Source organism: Legionella cincinnatiensis, assembly GCF_900452415.1.
In the GTDB taxonomy this organism is placed as follows: domain Bacteria; phylum Pseudomonadota; class Gammaproteobacteria; order Legionellales; family Legionellaceae; genus Legionella; species Legionella cincinnatiensis.
Genome location: NZ_UGNX01000001.1, coordinates 1,595,219 through 1,619,493 on the forward strand (window position 1 = coordinate 1,595,219; position 24,275 = coordinate 1,619,493).

Here is a 24,275-nt window from a genome sequence, read left to right on the forward strand (position 1 = left end):
TATTTAATAGTGTTATAGTATTTTCATTTTAGTATGCAACCTTTATGAAGACATTATTTAGATTGTTGTGCGCTTTCTTTATAATTTGTGCTCATGTTTCGGCAGCTGATTTATCACCTTCGTGGTATTCTAAGAATGCTGATAATAAGGTTGTTATAAATGTAGAAATGTTTCTCTCATCTACTTGCCCTCATTGTCAAAAAGCAGATGCATTTTTCCGAGAACTAGAAAAGAGTTCTCCTGATCTCCATATTCAGCGTAATTTTATTAATCAGGATAAAAATGCACTCATTCGTTTTAGTCAATTATTAAATGCACAACAAATGGATGATTTTGCAGTTCCTTCAATCTATTTTTGCGATTCGCGTTGGATAGGTTTTGATTCTGCTAAAACTACTGGAAAAGATTTACTGGATGCGATTCAATATTGCAAACACCAAATTGAAAATAAAGGAAGTTTAACAAAAACAACAGTGAATACATTGAGGCATTGGGCCAATGCCAACCAATATACTAGTGGAATGATAGAAAAACCATCAGCATTACGTTACACCCTTACGATAGCTTTTATGGATTCCTTTAATCCGTGTGCTTTTTTTGTTTTTTCAGGATTTCTGGCTTTTCTTTTCATCATTGAACAGCGAAAGAAAAAAATTATTGCCAGTTCATTATTTATTTCTGCAGTAGTGCTTGTTCATTATTTTCAACAAGCCTATACCAGTGATTATTTTGCGATACTATCATGGTTACGTGTTCCTACCGTATTGTTAGGGCTAGTAACAATTTATTTTGTGATACAACATTACAAAAAACAATCAAATGATACCTTGTATTTTTTATTGGCGTTTTTTTTAGGGCTAATCACTACGATTTATCAACAGACTTGTATTATGAGCTGGGCTACTATTTTTGAGCAATGGTTAAATAATCAACACTTTTCTAATTGGCAAGTTAATTTATACCAGTTGCTTTATCATGGGATGTACATACTTCCTTTAATAGTAATTTTATGCATTTATTTGGCTTTATTAAAGATAAAAAATTTTGCTGTATTAAAGACTAAATTAGCCAGCATGGGTTTATTGCTTCTGATTGCCATTGCTGTGTGTTTTATTGTATATCCTTTTATCTTGTCTAATTTCACACTCTCTTTGTTGACTTTGTTTATTTTAGCTGTTTGTGGCTTCTTTATAAATTTGACTTGATCTTATTTTGATGATTTGGGATTATCAACATTCTTTGTTTTGTACGTATTTGCCACAGTTTAAAATCTTAGGAAAAGTCATATTCGCATGCAGGTTAATGCATCCGGCAGAGCTAGGTGAAATTGTGTTAAATAGCGCTCTTATTTTTAGGTGAGAACATGAGTAAGCTCATTAATATTCCGGTTGTTGTTGAAAGTGGACAAAAATATAAAACATCTCATGGCGTAACAGCAATTAAGGATGGTGTAAAATCAACTGGGCAAGCTTATGAGCGTTTACCTAAGCCCAAATGGTTACGTGTAGTGAATCAAATTACCCCTGCTTATAACCAAGTAAAAGATCAAGTCCAAAAACACCGTTTGGCTACGGTGTGTGAGGAAGCTAAATGCCCTAATATAGCTGAGTGTTGGTCGCATGGAACTGCAACAATTATGCTAATGGGTGCGATATGTACTCGCGCCTGTCGTTTTTGCTCTGTAGATACGGGAAATCCTCATGGTTGGTTAGATCCACATGAGCCTGAAAATACGGCAAATACCGTTGCTTTAATGAATCTTGATTATGTAGTTTTAACTTCAGTAAACCGAGATGATTTACCTGATGGGGGTGCTAATCATTATGCGCAAACAATACGTGCTATAAAAAATCGTTCTCCAAAAACCAAAGTGGAGGCGTTGACCCCAGATTTTCAAGGAGTAGAACAAGATATTGCTTTATTATTGGATAGTGGTGTTGATGTATTTGCACAAAATGTAGAGACAGTAGAGCGATTGACTCATCCTGTGCGTGATAATAGAGCCGGTTATATGCAAACATTGAATGTGCTTTCATTTGCCAAACGTTATCGACCTGATGTATTAACTAAAACGAGTTTGATGTTAGGCTTGGGTGAAAGTGATGAGGAAATTGTACAAACAATGGATGATTTACGTACGCATCATGTAGATATTCTTACTCTAGGGCAATATTTACAACCCACAAAAAATCATTTACCAATTGCTCGTTATGTAACTCCTGAAACTTTTGCTGAGTTAAGACAGATTGGCTTAAAAAAAGGTTTTTTCGAAGTGGCTTCTGGCCCTTTAGTTCGTTCAAGTTATCGTGCAGATAGAATATTTAAACAAGATAATTTAGGTTTGGATAATTAAGCAACGTCTTCAGATTCTAAGTGACTTGGGACATTGCACAAGAGAAGGTCGAGAGCGCTGCATTTCGCGCTCACTTTTACTCTATATTGTTATTAGATTGTATATGTAATGCTTGATGTTGCTTCATTCTCAACAATGGAGATATGTTCTCGCTGACGATTATGTCTAAATAAAGGTAGAGAATAGTTAACCGTTTCTTGTAACTGCTGTTGTTTGCCTTGGGTTAGGGTGGTGGTCCTAGTTGAATGATGATTTTCCGCTAAAGCTGACTCATTACGTCTTTCATGTTGTTCATTGTGGTAATGGTTATTGTGTTCTGCCAAGCTTTGTATTGCTGATATATTCATTAACACCGTTGCTGCTTCTTGGTTGCCAATCGATAAAGCAAAGCGCAGCAATTCATTGGGTCGATTAGGTGTTACTGTATGAGCTAGGGCTTTAACAGCCGGGATTTTCAGCAGAAATTGTAAGTCCTCTATTAATGCAGGGTTATTTCTGCGAATGAGATTTCGTGCAATATAAAACAAGAGCCTAGCTTCTTCAGGTGATGCTGCATTAAATTTGTTTGTTTCTGCTTTCATTTGTTGGATGCGAAGAGTAGTTAGTTTTTGCATCACCAATGGCCAGATGTAGCGATCATCGAATTCGATAGGATGCGCTTCAGCGTAAGAAAATGCCTGAGGATGATTCAATAAATACTGAACTATTGTAAAATGTTCGTATTGAGCTGCCCATCTAAGAGCAAAGAAATTGTATGATGCGATCATGTTTCCTAACTTGTCAGGCGCTTTTTGTGCTAGCCAGTTAAGTCCATCAAAATTGGTGCTGTAAACTGCTAGTTGAAAGATATAGAAATCGTTAGCTGCGATTATGTCCTGCAGTTGTTCTGGCGTTATTTTTTCTGCAAGGTAGTTAAGAACATTAAGATGGCCACTCGTTATCGCTAATCGAAAAGCTTCGAAATTGTTTGCTACGATCATTTCTTGTAGCTTATCAGATGTTATTTTTTCTTCCAGATATTTTAATACATCGAGATGTCCGTGTTCTACCGTTGATCGAAACGCATAAAAAATCATATTAGAGAATTTATCGGGTGCTTTTTCCGCCAGGTATTTGAGTACATCAAGATGTCCTCGTTCTGCTGCCAATTGAAAAGCAGCAAAATTATCCGCTGCAATGATGTTTTGCTGCTTATGAGATGTTTTAAACGATTTAATAATTTCTATAAAGTAGTTCGGGAATCCCAAATGAATGGATTTAAACGCTTCAATAACTCCGATAAAGAAGGCTTTAAACGACGTAATAACTCCTATGAGATACTTTAGAATATCAAGATGTCCAAATTGAGCGGCTCTTTGTATCCTTAATGAATAGTTCTTAAAGTTGTTGGTTGAATAAGGTTCTTTTTTAGAGAGTTTTTTCAATAAGTCCAAATGCTTTGGACTATCACCTAGTATGACTGCCAGGTTAAGCATTTCTGATGTACTCAGTCCTAACTGTTCACCTAAATCAATTATCCTTTGGTTTTCCATTTCGGGATGACTGTATATTATAGCAACCCATGCTTTATCTTTATTTTCATTTGATACAGAGGTTAACTCCTTTTGAAGGTTCTCATAAGACAGGCTCATCCATGGAATAATAAAATCAGGAATAGAATTATTTATAAAAATTTCAGACCAAACAGCTCCTGGGATTAAATTGACTTGGGGATGTTTTTCTTTTTGGGATTTTGAATAGAACTGCATGGGATGAGATATTATTGATTAACATGTTTGCAATTAAACCAAATTTATAATTCAAAGTTCCAATTAATTCTATTGATATGTCATATTAAATAATTTCATATCTTATTCATGATTAACTTAAAACAATATCTTTTTTCTTCATTGTTTTTTGTAAAAAATAGGCGCAAAGATACATTATTACTCCTAATCCCATTGCGCTAATGCCCAAAACTAAATAATAGTTTTTATAATAGGGTAGGCTCTCGAGAGCAGAGTGAACGGTGTTGGGTATCGCAACCCAAGCAGCAATTCTACCTGATATAGCATGGGCTAAAGAACTTGCAAGATACCAAACTCCCATGGCAAAAGCGATGGAATTTTGATCACAATATAAGCCTACCATGCTTAATCCAATAGCACTGACCCATAGTTCTGCAATGGAGATAAGAATATAAGTGAGCGCAATGTAATTGCCATTGATGATCCCGGTATGAGACCCATAAGCAGCAAAAGCCATCACTAAAAGCGCAATACCTGAAAGCAAAGTCCCTGAAGCAAATTGGTAAGGAATGGTGAAGCGAGGAAATAACTTATAAAAGCGAGGAAGTTGGCTACCAATTGCTAAAATAAGCAAAGGGTTAAGCATTTGATAATGAGCAGGAGAAACAGTTAAACCAAACATATTATGATCTGAATTGTTTGCAGCAAATAAAATTAGAGTGCTATTCATTTGGTTATAGATGACAAAAAATACTACCGCCTCCACAATCAGTAAGAGGGCAATTAATTGCTTATGGCGTATAATTCCTTTGAGCGATAACGTTTTTTTTAAAAACCATGTAATCCCAATAACACAGCCTAATCCAATAATGGTACTTGCTATATAGACATGAGAGTAGGCATACAACGTCAACAAATAAATAGCAACTATATAGGCTGTTAAATGCAATATACCTTTTTTTGAGAATTTAGATTGATCTTTACCCCAAATAACATTTTCATAAATAGAGTAACGTTTGGCAAAATTTAGCGCTGCAATTGATTTACCTATAAACGCTATAGTAAGGATTGAAAGAGGCCCATAACGACTTTCAAGAAGTAGTGGGGCAATTAAAGTAGCTAATAATGCCCCCACATTAATCGCAATATAATAATAAGTCATCGCTGATTTTGCTTTAATCGCATCGTCTGAATAAATATGAGAAACCATACTGGAAGATGTTCCCATTAAGAGAGAATTAGTAGCAGGTATAAAGGCATATGCAGCAATGAAAAAGGTATCTCCAAGAGAACTCACAGTATATCCACTGAGCATAATGAGTAAATAGGCAGTAGCCAACATGATGCTACCAAGTAGAATAGATCGCCTAATTCCAACCACTGTATCTGCCATATATCCACCCAACATAGGCATCAAATAACCCATTGCATGGGCTACGCCAATAAAAGCATAAGCTTTGGTTTGACTGTAACCCAAACCTTGAGACCATAGCGGGCGTGTTAAAAATAAGACTAATATGGTATTAAGGGCATATACAGAAAATTGGCTCCAAAAGGTAATAAATATGATGTTATTGGTTTGTTTTTGTCGTAGGGCCAATTCAGGCAAGTAATTTTTCACCTCTTGAGAAATCATTGCTCGAACCTCATCCTATGAAAGATAATCATCAGATTATCATTTTCTGGCAAGAACAACATCAATTATATGAGTGTCATGATAGGGAAAAGTGAAAATTTTACTGAATAATCGTTTGAGTCGTTGAATTAAAAATATTTTTGGCAGCATACGAATAGATAATGTATTGAGAAACCATGTTCCTTCGATACCAAAATGGGCTAACTCATCAATTGTATTTAGAGTTATGGGTATTTCCAGACGTTGATGGGCAATTACTTCGAATTGATTCTGTTTGAATGCAAGCATTAATTCATCATCACCTGCTGCAACGGTTGTATTTTTTACAATAGATTTGTAATAGTGTCCAACAACACTGCTTAAAATGGAGCCCTTACTAATAAACTCTGCTAGACATTGTTGAGCGACGGGGAATGAATCATAAGTAGTTGTGATCATTGAAAAATGACCATTAGCTCGGGTTAATAATTTGGCTTCATTAAATAATACTTTAATTGGAATATAAGCATTAATAAAATGCGCGAGAATCAAGTCTTGGCTGTGGGGTGGCAAAAACTTATTGGCTTGCGCAGCACTGCCTTCAATTGTGATCAACGATAATGCTTCTTGAGCACGCTTTAACATTTCCGAAGAAACATCAATTCCTGTAAATTCTGCTTGTGGCATAATTAGTTGAAGTTTTTTGAGAAATGTACCATCCCCAACACCTAAATCAAGAACTTTATAATGAGGTTTTGTCCCCAAACAAAAGCGCTTCATTTGTTCTATTGCTGTTTGATGGCTCTGGCTAATCGCTCCAAAACGATTGGCTATTACATAATTTTCAGCGATGTCGTTATACATGGCCTTTAAGGACATGCAAAATTCCAATTAAAAAAGGGTTTGGTTAGTATATCTCTAAATTAGGGAAATTGGCGACAGGTGATTTAGGAAATTTATCTTAATTTGTTGTAAATGTTTGTTATCATAGCACTAAATTAGTTTTCAGGTTGAATTATGTCAAAAATATTAATTACTGGTGCAACTGGATTTGTAGGAAAAAAACTAGTTCCTACCCTTATCCAATTAGGTCATGAAGTACGATGTGTTGTATCTAAAAAGGTAGATTGGCTTGAAACTGAGCAAGTCCTCATGAAGCGATTAGAATTCGAAACTGACTGGAGTAAGGCTCTTATAGGAATTGACGTTGTTATTCATTTGGCAGCAAGAGTTCATATCATGAAGGACAAGGCAAAATCAGCATTTGATGAGTATTACAAAATCAATACTATTGCGACAAAAAATCTTGCTGAGCAAGCGGCTAAGCATCAGGTCAAGCGTTTTATATTCTTAAGTTCTATTAAAGTCAATGGAGAATTAACTGTGGATGGAGCCCCTTTTTCCGAAGAAACTAAGGTTGATCCTGAGGATCCTTATGGACAAAGTAAGTTATATGCGGAACAACATCTACAGGAAATTAGTCAAAATACATCCATGCAAGTAGTTATTGTTAGACCACCTTTAATTTATGGTCCTGAGGTTAAAGCCAATTTTTTGAAAATGTTACAGCTTGTCAAAAAAAGAATACCGTTACCTTTTGCGAGTGTCCAAAATAAGCGTCATTTTATCTATATAGAGAACCTAGTTTCTGCTTTGTGTACTGTAGTAACTCATCCTGAAGCTGCGAATCAAACCTATTTAGTAGCAGATGATAATTCATTTTCTATGCCGCATTTGATGCGCCTTATTGCTAAAGAGATGAACACAAGAGTGTGGTTAATCCCTTTTCCTGTTCTTTTTATGAGGTGCATTTTTCGACTTTTGGGTATGCGAAATCTTAATACACGTTTGTTTTCATCTTTAGAAATAAACAGTAATAAGATAAAATCACAGTTGGGTTGGAACCCTCCTGTAAGTACTGTCGAAGGATTAAAAAAAACTGTTGCATGGTATCAAAGTGAATTTAACTCTTAGTTTCGTTTTTTTAGTATTTTCAATAGCATTGACCAAGTTATATTGTATTGTTGGCCAAGATACACTTCTTATGGACAAACCAAATAACCGCTCCATGCATTCCGTGCCTACAATTAGAGGAGGAGGGCTCATTTTTATTGGGTTAACCTTAATTTCGTTACCTATTCTTAGTTACATCACACAAACTTCCTTTGAAGAACAATTCATTTTTCTGCTCTGTATCTTTTTGCTTGCTACGGTAAGTTTTTTGGATGATCTTTATCATTTATCAGTAAAGGTAAGATTTTTTACTCAATGTGGCATTGCCTTATTAGTTGCTATTTTTATGAGGCCGGCACAGTTAGACTTGGGAATTGTGGTTCATCATTCTTTTTTCATTATTCCCTTTATCTTTTTTACCGTTATTTGGGCCATTAATCATTTTAATTTTATGGATGGGATTGATGGTTTTTGTGCAGCACAAGCCATTTTTTTATTAAGTGCCTATGCAGTTTTTTTGGGGATGAGTGATGCTGCATTTTACCAAGATTTTTGTTTTATTCTTATCTTTAGTCTTCTAGGTTTTTTATTTTTCAATTTCCCACCTGCTCGTGTGTTTATGGGGGATATTGGAAGTGCTACTTTAGGATTGATTACTTTTTGTATCGCATTAATTGCCCAACAAAAGTTCCATATATCTATTTTATATTGGTTTATGCTAAACGGATTGTTTCTTTTTGATGCGAGTGTTACTTTGATACGGAGGGTATTTCATAAAGAAAAGTGGTCTCTTCCTCATCGAAAGCATGCTTATCAAAGATTAAGACAATCAGGTGTCAAAGTTTCAACAATTTTATTAGGCCAATTGTTAATGAATGTTTCTTTTTTAATTTTGGTTTTGTGCATACAAATGCACATTGCTCATTTTAGTTTAATAGTATTACAATTATGCTTTATGTTGCTTATTTACTCTTTAATTGAAAAAAAATTACCTATGTACTCTTCTGTTTCTTCATGAATATATTTGCATAAATTCTGAATTAGAACAAAAAAATAAGATTTAAAAAGATTTCTTAATACTCTGTTAAGAATCACAGTGTAAAATTAAATTCGTACAACAATTATTGCTTTGTTTCTTAGTAGTTTCGTAGCTATCAAGAATACCATGGAAGTTCTGTGGAGGAATAGGTAGCTGCTTTGTTAGGGAGATTTTCTATGTTAATTTTAACTCGACGTATAGGTGAAACTTTAATTATCGGGGATGATGTAAATATTACCGTACTCGGCGTAAAAGGTAATCAGGTTCGCTTAGGTATTAACGCACCAAAAGATGTATCTGTTCACCGTGAAGAAATTTATTTGCGTATACAACAAGAAAAGCAATCAGATGAATCTGAAGAAACAGTATAAATCGATTTCCTCGCAGCTCATCCGGTCCCGGGTTCATAAATAAACTTGGGACAAACCTGAATTTTGGTATTCTGTATAAATGCGTAAAATTGTTGGCGCATGAGCGTTATGATTCTTGTAAATCCTCTTCCTGCATAATTTTCGTGTTAACTTTACACCCATAAAATTTTTAAAATGACACGTTTTTTCTGGGACGTTCGCGAGCATGCACGATGCTATTAAAGTGAGGTGTTGTATTCTCATCTTTATTATTGCTCATGCAGGGATGTATCCCCAGATGAGAGAAAATGTTTTTGACCGGATTCATCCTGTACTATTAATTGACCTAGTTGATTAATCCCACACGCAATACCAGTGAATGTATTTAAGGGTTGTGTCACTTTGATTGTTTTTCCAAACAAATAATCTGATTTGTTCCATTCATGCATAAAACTACTCAAATCATTATGAAAGAATTGAATCAAATAGCGCTCCAAATGGGTAATAAGCCTTGCTATTAAGAAATTACGATCAAAATGTTGCTGGGTAATTTCATATAAAGAACACCAGGGTTTATCAGGAAGAGGATGTTTTTGTGTATCTGTATTAACATTCACGCCAATGCCAATGATGACTTGAATAGTACTATTGGATTCCGTGATGATTTCAATCAGACTGCCACATAATTTTTTATCATTCCATAAAATATCATTTGGCCATTTAATCTTGATATTAGTGGATAATTTGAGTTCATTTAAAGTGGCTAAAACGGCCAGACTCGTTACCAGACTTAATCCAGAAAGTTTCGTGAGATCGTAGTTTAGATTCCAACGACTGGAACAATAAATATTTTCTCCAAAAGGGGAGTACCATTGCCTACCAAATCGACCTCTACCATGAGTTTGAATTTCGGCACAACAAATATCCACAGTATTTGAGATAGGTAATTCTTTCAAATAACGATTTGTCGAATCAATAGATGTAAATAGATGCAAATTTAATGGAGTTACTAATTTTTCCAATAAAAAATACCTGTTAATTTGTTCTTTGTCTAAAAGAATTAATGGATTAAGTAATTGATAGCCTTGATTGGGAAGTCGTTTTATAGGAATTCCTGATTCGATTAACTGGTTTATTTGTTTCCATATAGCGGATCGTGTAATACCCAAAACAGCCCCTAACTCTGAGCCGCTATGACAGGAGCCATCTCCAAGTAACTGTAATAAAGTAAGTTGTGAGGAAGTAAAATGCATAAGATCCGGTACCTAAAATATCAAGGAATCATTGTGTTGCAACTGAATAAATCCATGTCTGATTTCCCGTACTGTAGGGTGGTGACATAAGGCGCCACTGCATGCTATTTCGGGCATAAAAGAGCGTAATTGCCAAGTGATATGATGCAATGGGTCATCGACTAATTGCTTGGTAGGCATTGAAGTAGGGACACTAAACTCTTTGGTGGGGTAAGAAAGTCCTAATCCACATGCTTTAATGAAAGCCTCTTTTTGTGACCAGACGTGAAAAAAAACAGCGGGCTTTAAAGCTGGAGGTACTTTAATAAACTCCTCATACTCTTGTTCGGAAAATAAACTTTTTGCGATACCCTTATAAGGTCGAGCAGAGTATTTTTCTATGTCCACTCCCATAGGAAAGCCTTTTCCTACGGCCAAAAGAGCCAGATCTCCAGTATGACTGAGATTAAATTGCAGCTTTGCTGAATTGATGACCTCTGGTTTCCCATGTGCATTATAAGTAAACAGAATGTGTTCTGGATAAATATTTAGGTAGCGCGCTAAAATGATTCTCATCATTGCTCGCGCTGTAGAGAAACGTCGCTTGTGTCTGCTGAAGTAAAATCGATCAGCACGAGCCTGCTCCTCTGAGTTGAGCAGTTGAGGTGTATTTCTTAATTCACTTGCTAATGAAAATTGCCAAAGATCAATACGAGCTTCATTTAAAATACAATTTTGTGTGTTTAACGGGTTAAATTCTGTGATGATCATATTTTGTTAAAATCTGGCATCAATTAACGGTTAAGGTTATCATATACCATGATTTAATTCACCAAAAGGTATTGAATGAGCCGACAGTTTTTGGATTTTGAGCAACCCATCGAAGAGTTAAATCAGAAAATTGAAGCACTTCGAATGGTTGGTAATGATAACGAAGTAAATTTAAGTGATGAAATAGTTCGACTTCAAACAAAATGCTCTGAGCTAACTGCGCAAGTTTTCTCTAATTTAGAACCCTGGCAAGTTGCTCAAGTGGCTAGACATCCGCTTAGACCACAGACTACCGATTATATCGAACGTATTTTTACTGATTTTCAAGAATTACATGGTGATAGAAGTTGTTCTTCAGCCCCAGCAATTATTGGGGGCTTAGCACGTTTAAATGGTGAGCCAGTAATGGTGCTTGGCCATCAAAAGGGGAAACGTACTAAAGAAAAAGTATATCGTAATTTTGGGATGGCCCGTCCAGAAGAATATCGAAAAGCTTTGCGCTTGATGAATATGGCTGAGAAATTTAAATTGCCTATTTTTACTTTTATTGATACTGCAGGTGCTTATCCTGGAATAGGGGCTGAGGAGCGAAATCAGTCTGAAGCAATAGCACGCAATCTTTTTGTAATGTCACGTCTTAAAACACCCATTATCTGCGTGGTAACTGGAGAGGCTGGTTCTGGAGGTGCCTTGGCAATTGGTGTAGGTGATCGGATATTGATGCTGCAATTTGGAATTTATTCAGTAATTTCTCCTGAGGGTTGTGCTTCGATTCTATGGAAAGATGCGTCTAAAGCCAGTGAAGCTGCGCGTGCAATGCGAATTACCGCAGATAAAATTTTAGAAAACAAGTTAATTGATATAGTAGTGCCTGAACCATTAGGAGGGGCTCATCGTCATGTTGATGAAATGGCTACTCGCTTGAAAAATATTTTGGTTACTGAGCTACATACTTTAAGAAAAATGCCTTTAGATCAACTAGTTGAAAGTAGGTATCAAAAATTTATGGCTATGGGAGCATGTGATTAAAGTATTATTAAGCCCAGAATGGATTTTGCGTCTCAGTCAGTTTAATCAATTAATTATGGGGTATAGTGGGGGGCTTGATTCGACTGTGCTTTTGCATGTTCTTGCTGCCCACCCGATCTTATTAAAAAAGTTAGTTGCAGTACATGTAAATCATGGTATCAATGCGAATGCTCATTTTTGGCAAGAGCACTGCAACCAGTTTTGCCAGAAATTGGGTATTTTTTTTAGGGCGCAATCCGTACACTTTGATCGTTCAGCCAATATTGAAGAAGGAGCCCGAATTGCACGTTATGCTGTTTTTTCCTCTTTAGTCAAAGAGCAAGACTGCTTAATTTTAGGTCATCATTTGGATGATCAAGCTGAGACCTTCCTCTTGCAATTATTTCGGGGGGCTGGTGTTGATGGTTTGGCTGCTATGCCTGAGTTTACCCAATTTGGATTTGGGCAGCTGGCGAGGCCTTTTTTACACTATTATCGTGAGCAATTGGAACATTATGCATTGTTACATCAATTAAATTGGGTTGAAGATGAGAGTAATTGTGACATCGCTTATTCTCGTAATTATTTGCGTCAAGAAATTATACCGTTGTTGAAAAATAGATGGCCTAGAGTGGTGGGAAATATCGCACGAACGGCAAGTCATTGCCAACAAGCTAAAAGAAACTTGGATGCGTTAGCAATAAGTGATCTGTCTTGGAAAGAAATAAAGAATAGATCTCTTTCTGAATGTGCTCTCTCAATAGAGTTTGGAAGGGAAACTAATAGTAATGAGAGAGACAAGAGTCAAAATACCTTAACAGATAAGGCGCTAGCTATTGAATCACTTAAGAATTTAAATTTCGATCGCATAGCGAATATTCTGAGGGTATGGTTAAAAAAAAATCAAGTTCAATTGCCTTCAACGATTACATTTCATCGTTTGATTCATGAAGTAATTTTCTCCAGTCAGGATGCCGCTCCTAGAGTAAGTTGGGGAAATACTTCGGTTCGTCGTTATCAAAATCATCTTTATTTGGATAAGAAAAATAGATGTAATTTACCCTCTTATGTTGAATGGACCGAGTTTCCTTTGCCATTAAATTTAGGTACTTCGGAAATTAAATTAGTGGCCCAAAAGGCTAATCAAGGTTTAATCATTCCGCAAAATGCGGCAATATCTATTCGATTTAGGCAGGGAGGAGAAGATTTTTTTTGGCACGGTCAGACTAAACGTTTAAAAAAACTCTTTCAGGAATGGGATATCCCCCCCTGGTTAAGAGACAGAGTTCCCCTCGTTTATTTTGATAATACTTTAGCTGCGGTTGTAGGTTATGCGATGAGTGATTTATTTTTTACTCAAAATTCATCTAATGCTTGGGTTTTTGAGCAATTGCCCTTCTAGAAATTTACCCCACTGTTCGAGTCAATAAAATTATTCGAAGTTAATTTTTATGTATCTAATCGTATTTATTTTGATTAAATTTATTAAATTTTTTATAATAAGCCAATTTATATTGCTAATTAAATTTCATTATGAAAAACATTGCAGAGATTAAAGAACTTTTAGATCAGGTTGATAAACCAGGTACTATTTCAGAAGACCTTATGGCATTTTTTTTACATATAAAAGAAAGCACGCGGCTTGAAAAAAAAGGAGATGGCTTTAATGCGTTTGCAATGAGTAGTGATGAACTTGATGAATTAGCTTATATCATTGAGCAAATGGTAGAAAATTGCCATGAAGACGTGCGGTTTCAAATTGCTATTTCAAAATGGGATGGGAGCGCTCATTTAAATCATTGGTCCTTTTTAGAGTTTAATTTCAAAGCAAAAGAGTTCCCTACGTTGGATATTTTAATCTGTGATGCATTGGGTTTTGTACCATCGTTAGGGTTAACTAATTTATTAGCCAATCAGATGGAGTTTGGTCGTTTAAGTAAAATATGCAATCTCCATGTTTATGTACCTACAGATATTTTACAAAATGCTGGTCGTGGATGTGCTTATTTTACGACTGATAGTATCGCGATGTTATCAAATCAAGATAAATACCACCCAATTTATGATTATATGCGCTTCCATCAGCAGAAAGAAAAACAAAGTGAAGCAAAACATACCTTAGAAACCTATCGCGATGCTGTAGCTATGTGTTATACCAAGGAAGATCTTGATGACATGTATGATTTTAATCTGATAGTTGGCCCATTACCCGTTAGGCTTTTACGCACCAAACAATCTATCCCTTCTTTGGAAAAAGAAGTGCGAGATTCAACGGAACTTAGTGTTGAAGTTGTAAACAACAAAAGGGAGCGAGCATGGAAGTCAATTGAAAAGCATTTGTTTTTTGTTGAAGATCGTACAGGGCTTTTGCAGCATAGGAATATGAGGGTGAATCAAAAAATGGAAAAGTTAGGCGGAAAAATAAAGGCAATATCCTCCTCTTTCAATTCTGAAGAGGATATTAAGCCATTTAATGAAGCAGTAGAAAAACATCGATTGTTGGGGCTAGCAGCATTAGTAGAGAAACACTCTAAGCACGATGATTATACTTTTTCAACACTCGGGTAAATTAACAGCCAAACCTCCCATGGAGGTTTCTTTATAAATACTCTGCATGTCCATCCCTGTTTGCTTCATGGTTTTAATTACTTTATCCAAGGAAATTTTGTGTTGGCCATCCCCTATAAGTGCCATTCGTGTTGCATTTACTGCTTTTACAGCCCCCATTGCATTTCGTTCAATGCAGGGTATTTGTACTAAACCTAAAACTGGATCACAAGTCATTCCTAGATGATGTTCCATTGCGATTTCAGCTGCATTTTCAACTTGGGCTACAGTTCCTCCAAGGACTGCAGTAAGACCTGCTGCCGCCATAGAAGAGGCAACACCCACTTCACCTTGGCAGCCTACCTCGGCACCAGAAATAGAAGCTCCTTTTTTATAGAGGATACCGATAGCAGCTGCAGTGAGAAAATAAGTATAAATGTCTTTACTGCTCATTTTGTCATGTGCTTGTTGACAATATTTAAGTACAGCAGGAATAATTCCTGCTGCTCCATTCGTTGGGGCAGTAACAATACGTCCTCCAGCAGCATTTTCTTCATTAACTGCCATAGCGTAAAGATTTAGCCAATTCATAATATCTGATTGTTCGAAGACGCTTTTTACTCCTTTTTGATTCATCAACTTATTATATAAATCTGGAGCACGTCTTTTTAAATTTAAACCGCCGGGTAAAATACCATCATGTTTACATCCGTTAGTAATGCAATCATCCATTACTTTAGCAATGTCTAAAATACCTTCATGAATTTCTTCAGTGCTACGCCAAGTTTTTTCGTTAACCATCATTAATTCAGCTATCGTTAAATTATGCTCATGACAAAGCTGTAAGAGCTGGGATGCGGTCGAAAATGGGTATGGAGGAGGATTTGTATCTTCCGTAGGTTTGGAAAACTCTTCTTCTGTAGTAATAAAGCCACCGCCAATGGAATAGTAAACTTGTTCTATTAATAAGTTATTGAGTTCATCAAAAGCGGAAAAGCGCATACCATTAGTATGCTTTGGTAACAGTTCTTTTTGCAAAAAAAGAAAATCAGTTTGTTCATTAAATGGAATGTTCTTTTTACCTGCCAAATGAAGAGTATGCGAGTTAAGAATGTCATGCATGCGCGGTATCATGGACTCCGGAGCTACTGTTTCAGGAGCTTTATTTTCTAATCCATTTAAAATAGCTTTGTCAGTGCCATGACCTTTACCTGTTAAGGCAAGAGAACCATAAAGTTCAATTTTAATTCGTTGCGATTGATCCATAAGCTGTTTGTTGTCAAGCAATCTTAGGAATGCATTAGCAGCAAGCATGGGGCCCACAGTATGAGAACTTGAAGGACCAATTCCAATCGAAAATAAATCAAATACACTGATGTTCATGGGGTTTAAATCTCTAGTTATAATTAGTGCAAAGTGTAGAGCGATCTTCTTTATTTGTCTATTTTAATTATAGTGAACTGCGTGGGTATCATGCTGCAGATTTACTTAGAAAAGAGGTAAAAAAGCAGATTTAGGCTTACCCTTGAGACTCTTTATAGTATAATTACAATTAATCTGATTTAAGGTCTAGTAATTTCATGTAAATTTAGGCAGAATTATAGGGATATTTTTATAATTTCCTATTTACTATTTAAAAAATAGGATAATAGGCACAATAGAAAGACTACAAGGGGATTCTTTATGAAGATGAAATTGGTCACTGCGGCCATTATGGGGCTGGCAATGTCTACAGCAATGGCTACAACTGATGCTACATCGCTTACTACGGACAAAGATAAATTATCTTATAGTATTGGTGCTGATTTAGGAAAAAACTTTAAAAATCAAGGTATTGACATTAATCCAGAGGCATTAGCTAAAGGAATGCAAGATGGAATGTCTGGGGCTCAATTGATTTTGACTGAAGAGCAAATGAAAGATGTTCTGAGTAAATTTCAAAAAGATCTGATGGCTAAGCGTAGTGCTGAATTTAATAAAAAAGCAGAAGAAAACAAAGCAAAAGGTGAAGCTTTCTTATCTGCTAATAAGTCAAAGCCTGGGATAGTAGTGTTACCAAGTGGTTTGCAGTATAAGATTATTGATGCCGGTACTGGTGCAAAACCAGGTAAGTCAGACACTGTAACTGTTGAATATACTGGAACTTTAATTGACGGTACTGTATTTGATAGCACTGAAAAAGCAGGTAAGCCAGCTACATTTCAAGTATCGCAAGTAATCCCTGGTTGGACAGAAGCATTACAATTAATGCCTTCTGGTTCTACATGGGAAGTTTATGTTCCTGCTGATTTAGCTTATGGTCCACGTAGTGTAGGTGGTCCTATAGGTCCAAATGAAACTTTGATCTTCAAAATTCATTTGATTTCTGTAAAAAAAGCAGCCTAATCACGTGAGAAAATTTTCTTTCTCATCATACTCACTCCCTTTTTGGGAGTGAGCTCTTCTTAAGTTGCAAGTCCTCACCGCTTTGAGTGATCTTAAAGATGAACAAGCGTCTCTTTATTGTTTTCATTTTAGGTTTTTCTTCTGGTTTGCCTATGGCGCTAATCAGTAGTACGTTGCAAGCATGGTTTGCCTACAGCGGGATGTCTGTTTTTGTTACAGGAACGTTAAGTTTAATTAGTTTACCTTATGCTTATCGTATTTTCTGGGGGCCTATTCTTGATCGTTACTCATTATTTAACTTGGGTAAAAGAAGAAGTTGGATCTTAGCAATGCAATGTTTATTGCTTTTAGGATTTAACTTGATGGCATGGTTTACCCCGGAACAATACCCTAAGTTAATCGCTTTACTCGCATTAGCTTTGGCCTGTTTTTCTGCAACACAAGACATTGCAATTGATGCGCATCGGGCTGAATATTTACCAATGACTGAGCATGCTTTAGGTGCTTCTTTAGCAGTATTAGGTTATCGAATTGCTCTGTTATTGTCTGGTGGCTTTGCCTTGGTTATGGCACAGAAATTAGGTTGGGCTTTTACTTATCGTTTTATGGGTTGTCTCATGACTGTAGGGATGTTTGCTGTCTTTGTTAGTCAAGAGCCCAGTGCAGTTGTCAAAGAAAAGAGTAATTTTGCATTATCATTTATAGCACCTGTTAAAGAATTTTTATCACGTCAAGGAGTCATTCCTCTTTTATGTTTTATTTTTTGTTATAAATTAGGAGAGGCTTTTACAACAACTACTAGTGGTATCGTGATGCCTTTTCTCATTCAAGGACTTGGTTTTTCTTTAGATACTATTGGATATATCAACAAAATACTCGGGGTTGGCTCTATATTGTTAGGTGGATTATGTGCTGGATTTTTGTTGATGCATTATTCATTGTACCGTTCATTACTTTTTTTTGGTTTGCTGCAAGCATTAACTAATATTTTGTTTGTTATTTTAGCAATAACTGGCAAAAATGTTGTTTTACTCGCAATGGCAGTATTCTTTGATAATTTTGCAGCAGGTATGGGTTCTACCGCGTTAGTTGCTTTATTTATGCGCCTGGTAGATAAACAGTATACCGGAACCCAATTTTCTTTACTTGTGGCATTATCTACATTACCTCGCATTATCTCAGGTCCAGTGGCAGCAGCGATTCAAATGAAGATTGGATGGATTGGCTTGTACCAACTTTCTGTTGTATTTGCTTTGCTTTTTATCCCTTTTTTAATCAAAATCAAAGAACAAACAAAAGAAAACAGGCAAGAGGGAGTTTCTATAGAGAATGAAGGAAATTTTAATCCTGCTGGATGATGTTGGTAAGAGTCGCGTTACTTTTCTCTGTGTTCATGGTAGATATCCTAAATCACTCAAGGGATAAATTTAAAGATACAGAGAAACAAAAAACAAAAGCAAAATATATAAAAAAAGCAAATAAATGCAAATAAGAAATGTGATTAAATAACTTTCTTATAGGTCATTTTAAATTGGAATTTTTTTGAACAATATCCTATAGTTTAAGAGCTAACCCAAAAGAATAAATAAAAAATTGGGGTAAGTTACTGATGATGACTTTAAAGTCATTGAGAGTTCGCACTATAAATATTCCGATTACTCAGATGAAGTTGAAAAGTCGTCAAGGTCCTCCTAGAGGCAACCAAATATTAAATGGATATTTGAACAAGGAGATGTTATGAAAAAGTTAATTATAGGTTTTTTTATTATAGCTTCTTCTGTAGCCTTTTCTGCAACAAAAACTGATTTAAGCGCTAAATGGATTTGCACCACTAATGCAAGCAGTAGTGATGTAGCAGAAGATAAAGCTGCAGATGATAAGATGGCAAATACGCAAGGTTCAGCGGCTCAATCTTTCGCTTTTGCTGCCCAAAATTGTCGTGATTGCACTAAAATTACTTGTGAAGTACAAGAGTAATTATTGTTAAATGAAGCTGGGAAAATATAATGCCAGCTTCATTTAAGTATTTGTAATAAAGAATTAGGGAAAGACTTCATTGCTTATCCTCAGGATCAATAAGCGGAAAATTTGACTCGTAATTTTGCTTTGGGCGAATTTGACCAATGCTCCCTTTAACCCAACCCTCAGGCCCGCTTAATAAATAATTTAAAAATAATTATGGACTATTAATAGACCTTAATACTTCAGATTTTGCAAAAAATATTATGTATTCTTATATATCAAAATGAGTTAAATTTAATCTATGCTATTTATAGAGTAACTATGAAAAGGATTTCTAATATGAACCTAGTTTTATTGATTGTTTTAATTGTATTAATATTGGCATTGCTTCCCGCATGGCCTTATAGCGCAGGTTGGGGTTATTATCCTAGTGGAAGCATTGGCTTAATTCTTCTTATTTTGATTATTGTCTTACTCTTACGCGGTGGACCTTAAATAATCTTATAAGATTACCGCAATCTATAAAACTTAGATTGCGGTAAAATATTTATAACATTACCTGACGAATAGGCTATTTTTATGAGGGCAAATGCCTATCATTTTCTTCTTTTTCACAACGCATTCCATAACAAGCCCCAATGCAACTCGAAAAGGCACTAAGAAAAAATAGAATGAAAAGAATCCATCCACTCCAAGCTAAATGCTGAGGGTTTGCATGGAGTACTTTATTTTCCTGAGAAGAGACAGAAACATTCACATCTGTTGCTTTAGAAATCTGTGTAGGTACCAAAGCTGGATCTAAATTTTCTTGGTGAAAAGAAACATAATGCATCATTGGCGCGATTAATAAAGCACTTAGCATTAAACCTAAACTCCAAGTAATGAATCCATAAATTATACCTCCATGGCAATAGCAATGATAAAATCGTGCTAAATATCCTGTAACAAATCCTGCTACACCCATTGATGCGATGGCTCCGATTAATAAACCTAAGATACCACCAATTGCAACAGCAGTTGTACCATTAGGAGATGAAGTATATGCGCTTAAACCAATCGCCATACTAAAAATATTAAGTAAAAAACCTAAGCCAACACCAACAAATGCACCGGCAAAAATTGCAGTCCAATGAATATCAGTAATCGTAGTTTTATAACATTTTTGATTGTCCATAATAAAAATATCCTTGATTTTAAATGTGAGAAATTAGCCAAATTAATACTAATAAACTAACGGGAACGCCCAACAACCATGCAATGATGTATCCCATGATTTTTCTCCAAAATGCGTTTCTTACTTTTCCTAAAGCTTTATTTTTCTTTAAAATTATAGATTATGAATGGATAAATTATGAACAATAAGGGTAAACATTAATTGCGATAGATGATTACTTTTTGTCTTAGAAGAGGATATTTAAGAAAAAAATTATAAGTTTCACGTTTATTTTGATTTAAAAGAACTATAAAAGCCTACCTTATGTGAAAGCTGCTCCCTTACAGGGAGCCTGATCTTTAATTTTTGTTCTTATTTCTCCGTTGATATTGAGTGATTAGGCATGTGCCGTCATTGATGGAGGAACATTGTCTTCTTCAAATGGGCAGTCCATTTTGGCTTGTATATCCGCAATGGTACTATCAATTGCCTTTGTACAGGCATCACTTACGATCCGTGCGAAGATTTTACTTTTATCATCGCCGGGTATGAGTTCAATATCTTTTGCGAATAAATCCTTGAGTTTTTGTTCATCTTGACTGAGTAATGTTCTTAAATTTTCCAGACTTTGGGCCAGAGTGAAAAAGGACTCATTTTGATCTCTTACACCAAAAAATCGAATAGGATTTGAAACTTTTTGCAGATATTCACGTTCATCAAAAGGTAATTTAAGCTGATTTAACAATCGAATACACGTTTTTGGAATATTTCCATAGATGGCGCAAATGGCTTGAAGATTGAGGGTAATCGATTCAAAAGCAGGAGAGAATACTTTGCGGTCATAATCCTGGCCGTAGTGCTGCAATAATTTTGAGAGAGAATTATTTGTTAATTCTACTTTTCTGGGCATAAAGATACCAAAAATTGATAAATCTTGATGCAATTGTAAACTAATACAATTTTAAATGCCACCAAAATGATAATTTTCTCTTAATTTTGTTGATATAAAAAGCATCCTGCTTTTTATATCGAATCGGACGTATTATTTAGTACCATTAGGATTTTGTGGAGTAATTTTACTTATCTCTTCTAAAGTATCCTTGGTTGTAGGTTGCTCTTGTTTTTGTCTAAAGAACCGTGGTTGAGGATAATGAATCTTCTCTGTAGGTGATTTATCTTTCGTTGTACGTTTGTCCCTTTCAAATTCAAATCCAAAGTGTGATTTCACTTGTAATTTAGAATGTTTTTCCAAATGCAAATCTAATTTTATTTGTTGTTCGTGAGATAATGCCCGCTTCATCACTTTGGGCAATACTTCAATGGGGTGCTCAGGGTCTTTACTTAATTTTAATCCATGTAACATATCCCATTTCAATGGATCCGTTTCTTTGAGTGTTGGGTCTAAATTGTCTGTAAGTTGATGAGTTAATGCTATGTGAGAAGCGTGAGCTATTTTTAATACGACCGCTTGCCGTTCGGGAGCAAGTTCACTAAAGAGTTTAACCATTTTATTGGTATATTCTAGATCATTATCCTTATGTAAAATTTCCACACTTCGTCTTTCCAAGTATTCGATGAGCTTAATTTCATTAACATTTTCACAAAGCACCAATTTTAGAAATTCGGTATCACCATAGGCACTTTGTTGCACATTTGGATTGGGGAAAAACTCACCTAGCGAACCGTCTTTTTTAACCTCTCTAGCTCCTATTATTCGATCAGGGGATAAAAAAGGTAGCATATATTCCATTGCAGCCTCAGCATTACTTCGTTCTATTCCCATTCCTTTATCAACCTTTCCATCATAGCCTACACCAAAGCTAATATGACGGGCAACTGATGCTGCTTCATCACAGGCATATACGTAGATATAGCCATCTTGCATACCATAACTAGCAGCAAAATCAAACGCGGCGCAAAATTTTAAGTTGGCGGAAGTGGAGGTGATACCACCAGACCAGCCGATTTTTTCGCCTTCTGTTTCAAATACGTCATTGACATAAGGCTTACTAATGACGCCTGATTGGAAAGCCCACATGCTGACGAATTGAGGAGCTAGGCCTTCTTTAAAAGCCACCTCTGGTTTTCCATACTCACCCTCTGGGCGAATGGTTCTAAATTGCATTTGGCCATCACGGTCAATAAATTTGGCGTTATATTTTGAATTTTCTAGACTTTGCTTAATGTAAGCAACACGATTATTTCTAAACTCTGGCGATGTCACCATTAAAGTATTCGCTATTGTATTTACAATATTTTTTGCGTCTTTGATAAATTGTTGTTTGTCTAAAATTTCTTTGGGATGATCAACTTTTTCACCAGATTTTTTACGCAGATTAATCTCTTTGCTTATCTCGGAATCAAAATACTCTTTTACTTCTTGTTCATAAATGTCGTACTTTTTAGGATCGCCACTTGCAAGACGAATTGCTTGTTTGGCATCCACTTCAGCACCCTCAAAGTCGGAAAGCAATTTACTTGCTGCGGAGATAATCATTTTCTCTGTTTTAAGTTGATTATCAACGTATCGATTTAAATCATCTACAACTTTATTGAGCTTTTTTGTATTTTCATACGTTTTCTCTTTATACCAAAGGTCAATTTCGTCGGGATTACCATGAGCGAGTTTAATCGCTTCAATATGGAGTTTATCTAATCCTTCCCCTTCGTATTTTTTGGATATTATTTCTTGAATGAGCTTGGTTAATTTGACGCGTTCAGAATAAGTTAAATTTCTCATGATAACCTTTATGTATTTAGACTTTATACGTAAATTGTATCATCTATATATTAAGTGATTATTAAAAGATCATTTAAGGGGTTACGAATTTTCTGCAAGGCTTTTTAACGTTGATAGATATATGTGGATGTATTGCTCTCAAAAATATTTTTTTTTAATAAGTTATGTGATAGGAGGCGAGGGGTGTATTAATGGATACTTACTTATTATTGAGAACCATTAAAAAATGTTCAAAAGCACTTCAATGGTACTAAGATGGGACTCGAACCCACATGTAATTGATTTTATTTAATTAAAAAAAAATAGATCGAAGAACTTACCCAAAGTATGCAGGAATATTCAAAGAGGAAAGAACATAAGCGCAATATTAATGCATTGCTTCTTTCAATTAAAACCGAAATCACTGTTCTTCAGGAAAGGTTTAATAATTCTTTTGGGGCAATTAAACAAATAGAGGGACCAATTATGTCCTATTACTTTATAGAACAAAATTATTTTTTAGTGTTGGAAGGACAGGCGCCATTATTGGGGACAATTATTGATGAGAATTTAAGAGCACTTATTATTAAAACATATATTCACGTAAAGAGTTTAATTGATTCATTTAAAACAAATAATATTACATTGGCTAAGTATGAAGATATCAATTCATTTATTTTACAAAATCCTTTAAATCCATTTGCTCAAGAAGTAAAAGAAAAATATGAGTTAGTATTAGATGGTTATGCAAAATCAATCCGAGGCTTATTACAAGAAACGGAAAGTAATATTATATGTTTATTTTCTATAATCGATAAATATTTATGTAAACAATCAATTGTCGGTTCTCCCCCAAATGTAGGAGCATTTTAATCAAGTTAGTTTAGACTAACCCATTGATTTGACGGTCAAAAGGAAGATTAAAATGCCTAAGAAAGATTGTATCCTAAATTTGCCTGGATATTCTATTAAAAAAGTAAGTGGAGAGAACCCGGTTTATATCGAAGTCACTTATCGATGTGTTGTTCGTTGTGTTCATTGTGGGAATAAGAAGTTACGTAAAAAAGACAGCACGCGTAGCCTGGTTGCTTGCAACCAGGATTTCACCTGATGTTCGATCCTTTAATGCCAGCATAAAAAAATACGTACCGCCCCGAGTTTTGTCTCATCTGTAATTGACCCTGAGGTTTTTGCTTTTCCTTGTGAACTTGCACCATATAAAATAGCCTCTTTATTATTACAAAAGCCTGATAATCTTTGCCGCCTTTGATAAATCCTGGTTGCAAGCAACCAGGCTACGTATATGGACTCTTGTGATAATCCTTGTACTAAAAACAAGCCTACCTCCCTCAAATAACCTCGTATACGATTTCCTAATGCGGTTCTTTCATGGGTTAAACTCTCTCGATATCGATGTAACATCTGTACTTCTTGGTGCTCTATCGTTTTGATTGGAATGGC

23 protein-coding genes and 1 pseudogene are annotated in these 24,275 nt (G+C 35.5%); 14 read left to right on the forward strand and 10 right to left on the reverse strand.

The window, feature by feature from the left end:
- The first annotated feature begins 44 nt into the window (after positions 1-44).
- Positions 45-1,205 (forward strand): thioredoxin domain-containing protein, encoded by a 1,161-nt coding sequence (locus DYH34_RS07050; protein ID WP_058466174.1) that lies wholly within the window; start codon positions 45-47, stop codon positions 1,203-1,205.
- Between the two features lie 158 nt (positions 1,206-1,363).
- A complete protein-coding gene (gene lipA, locus DYH34_RS07055) occupies positions 1,364-2,353 on the forward strand; it encodes a lipoyl synthase (protein ID WP_058466175.1) in 990 nt (329 codons plus the stop codon).
- A gap of 92 nt (positions 2,354-2,445) precedes the next feature.
- On the opposite strand, the gene DYH34_RS07060 is transcribed toward lipA, so the two are convergent.
- The 3 genes from DYH34_RS07060 to DYH34_RS07070 form a co-directional block, all read right to left on the reverse strand.
- On the reverse strand, positions 2,446-4,101 hold the full coding sequence (locus DYH34_RS07060) for an ankyrin repeat domain-containing protein (protein WP_058466176.1): 1,656 nt from the start codon (positions 4,099-4,101) through the stop codon (positions 2,446-2,448).
- Positions 4,102-4,213: 112 nt separating this feature from the next.
- Positions 4,214-5,716, reverse strand: a complete 1,503-nt coding sequence (locus tag DYH34_RS07065; RefSeq protein WP_058466177.1) for a peptide MFS transporter — start codon at positions 5,714-5,716, stop codon at positions 4,214-4,216.
- A gap of 39 nt (positions 5,717-5,755) precedes the next feature.
- Positions 5,756-6,574, reverse strand: coding sequence for a class I SAM-dependent methyltransferase (locus tag DYH34_RS07070; RefSeq protein WP_058466178.1), 819 nt, complete (start codon positions 6,572-6,574; stop codon positions 5,756-5,758).
- Positions 6,575-6,712: 138 nt separating this feature from the next.
- On the opposite strand from DYH34_RS07070, the gene DYH34_RS07075 reads away from it, so the two are divergent.
- The 3 genes from DYH34_RS07075 to csrA all read left to right on the forward strand — a co-directional run bounded on the left by DYH34_RS07075 (position 6,713) and on the right by csrA (position 9,058).
- Positions 6,713-7,669 carry a UDP-glucose 4-epimerase family protein gene (locus DYH34_RS07075; RefSeq protein WP_058466179.1) on the forward strand — a complete coding sequence of 319 codons (957 nt, stop codon included), beginning with the start codon at positions 6,713-6,715 and terminating at the stop codon, positions 7,667-7,669.
- Positions 7,653-8,666 (forward strand): MraY family glycosyltransferase, encoded by a 1,014-nt coding sequence (locus DYH34_RS07080; protein ID WP_115342576.1) that lies wholly within the window; start codon positions 7,653-7,655, stop codon positions 8,664-8,666. Before DYH34_RS07075 ends, DYH34_RS07080 begins: the two co-directional genes overlap by 17 nt.
- A 197-nt stretch (positions 8,667-8,863) precedes the next feature.
- Entirely contained in the window at positions 8,864-9,058 is a 195-nt protein-coding gene (gene csrA / locus DYH34_RS07085; protein ID WP_003636647.1) for a carbon storage regulator CsrA, read from the forward strand.
- 248 nt (positions 9,059-9,306) lie between these two features.
- Here the strand turns inward: csrA and DYH34_RS07090 are convergent, their stop codons facing one another.
- Both DYH34_RS07090 and DYH34_RS07095 read right to left on the reverse strand, forming a co-directional pair.
- Complete coding sequence (locus DYH34_RS07090; RefSeq protein WP_058466180.1) at positions 9,307-10,290, reverse strand: biotin--[acetyl-CoA-carboxylase] ligase; 984 nt, start codon at positions 10,288-10,290, stop codon at positions 9,307-9,309.
- A gap of 12 nt (positions 10,291-10,302) precedes the next feature.
- Positions 10,303-11,040, reverse strand: a complete 738-nt coding sequence (locus tag DYH34_RS07095; RefSeq protein ID WP_058466181.1) for a 4'-phosphopantetheinyl transferase family protein — start codon at positions 11,038-11,040, stop codon at positions 10,303-10,305.
- A gap of 75 nt (positions 11,041-11,115) precedes the next feature.
- Between DYH34_RS07095 and DYH34_RS07100 the strand changes: the two genes are divergently transcribed.
- The 3 genes from DYH34_RS07100 (at position 11,116) to DYH34_RS07110 (ending at position 14,616) form a co-directional block, all read left to right on the forward strand.
- On the forward strand, positions 11,116-12,069 hold the full coding sequence (locus DYH34_RS07100) for an acetyl-CoA carboxylase carboxyltransferase subunit alpha (RefSeq protein ID WP_058466182.1): 954 nt from the start codon (positions 11,116-11,118) through the stop codon (positions 12,067-12,069).
- A complete protein-coding gene (gene tilS, locus DYH34_RS07105; RefSeq protein ID WP_058466183.1) occupies positions 12,062-13,450 on the forward strand; it encodes a tRNA lysidine(34) synthetase TilS in 1,389 nt (462 codons plus the stop codon). Before DYH34_RS07100 ends, tilS begins: the two co-directional genes overlap by 8 nt.
- 131 nt (positions 13,451-13,581) lie before the next feature.
- Positions 13,582-14,616 carry a hypothetical protein gene (locus DYH34_RS07110; protein WP_058466184.1) on the forward strand — a complete coding sequence of 345 codons (1,035 nt, stop codon included), beginning with the start codon at positions 13,582-13,584 and terminating at the stop codon, positions 14,614-14,616.
- Here the strand turns inward: DYH34_RS07110 and DYH34_RS07115 are convergent.
- Complete coding sequence (locus tag DYH34_RS07115) at positions 14,602-15,978, reverse strand: L-serine ammonia-lyase (protein ID WP_058466185.1); 1,377 nt, start codon at positions 15,976-15,978, stop codon at positions 14,602-14,604. The two genes, DYH34_RS07110 and DYH34_RS07115, sit on opposite strands and share 15 nt — an antisense overlap.
- 300 nt (positions 15,979-16,278) lie before the next feature.
- Between DYH34_RS07115 and bamJ the strand changes: the two genes are divergently transcribed.
- The 4 genes from bamJ to DYH34_RS07135 all read left to right on the forward strand — a co-directional run bounded on the left by bamJ (position 16,279) and on the right by DYH34_RS07135 (position 19,437).
- Positions 16,279-16,980, forward strand: a complete 702-nt coding sequence (gene bamJ / locus DYH34_RS07120; protein ID WP_058466186.1) for a BamJ family beta-barrel-assembly machinery protein — start codon at positions 16,279-16,281, stop codon at positions 16,978-16,980.
- 98 nt (positions 16,981-17,078) lie between these two features.
- Positions 17,079-18,338, forward strand: a complete 1,260-nt coding sequence (locus DYH34_RS07125; RefSeq protein ID WP_058466187.1) for an AmpG family muropeptide MFS transporter — start codon at positions 17,079-17,081, stop codon at positions 18,336-18,338.
- Positions 18,339-18,717: 379 nt separating this feature from the next.
- Positions 18,718-18,957 carry a hypothetical protein gene (locus DYH34_RS07130; RefSeq protein ID WP_058466188.1) on the forward strand — a complete coding sequence of 80 codons (240 nt, stop codon included), beginning with the start codon at positions 18,718-18,720 and terminating at the stop codon, positions 18,955-18,957.
- Between the two features lie 324 nt (positions 18,958-19,281).
- Positions 19,282-19,437, forward strand: a complete 156-nt coding sequence (locus DYH34_RS07135; protein ID WP_083502812.1) for a DUF3309 family protein — start codon at positions 19,282-19,284, stop codon at positions 19,435-19,437.
- Between the two features lie 82 nt (positions 19,438-19,519).
- Here DYH34_RS07135 and DYH34_RS07140 read toward each other — a convergent pair whose 3' ends face one another.
- The 3 genes from DYH34_RS07140 to DYH34_RS07150 all read right to left on the reverse strand — a co-directional run bounded on the left by DYH34_RS07140 (position 19,520) and on the right by DYH34_RS07150 (position 22,835).
- Positions 19,520-20,116, reverse strand: coding sequence for a hypothetical protein (locus DYH34_RS07140; RefSeq protein ID WP_058466189.1), 597 nt, complete (start codon positions 20,114-20,116; stop codon positions 19,520-19,522).
- A gap of 376 nt (positions 20,117-20,492) precedes the next feature.
- A complete protein-coding gene (locus tag DYH34_RS07145) occupies positions 20,493-21,038 on the reverse strand; it encodes a hypothetical protein (RefSeq protein ID WP_238589571.1) in 546 nt (181 codons plus the stop codon).
- A gap of 99 nt (positions 21,039-21,137) precedes the next feature.
- Positions 21,138-22,835 carry a hypothetical protein gene (locus DYH34_RS07150; RefSeq protein ID WP_058466191.1) on the reverse strand — a complete coding sequence of 566 codons (1,698 nt, stop codon included), beginning with the start codon at positions 22,833-22,835 and terminating at the stop codon, positions 21,138-21,140.
- Positions 22,836-23,162: 327 nt separating this feature from the next.
- Here DYH34_RS07150 and DYH34_RS07155 point away from each other — a divergent pair, with 327 nt between their 5' ends.
- Both DYH34_RS07155 and DYH34_RS07160 read left to right on the forward strand, forming a co-directional pair.
- The gene (locus tag DYH34_RS07155) at positions 23,163-23,687 is read left to right on the forward strand and encodes a hypothetical protein (protein WP_058466192.1); all 525 of its coding nucleotides are present in this window, start codon (positions 23,163-23,165) and stop codon (positions 23,685-23,687) included.
- 52 nt (positions 23,688-23,739) lie between these two features.
- Positions 23,740-23,886: pseudogene (locus DYH34_RS07160) on the forward strand (ISL3 family transposase); the annotation flags it as partial.
- A 50-nt stretch (positions 23,887-23,936) separates the two neighbouring features.
- On the opposite strand, the gene DYH34_RS07165 reads toward DYH34_RS07160, so the two are convergent.
- Positions 23,937-24,236 (reverse strand): hypothetical protein, encoded by a 300-nt coding sequence (locus DYH34_RS07165; RefSeq protein WP_115342578.1) that lies wholly within the window; start codon positions 24,234-24,236, stop codon positions 23,937-23,939.
- Positions 24,237-24,275 lie beyond the last annotated feature (39 nt).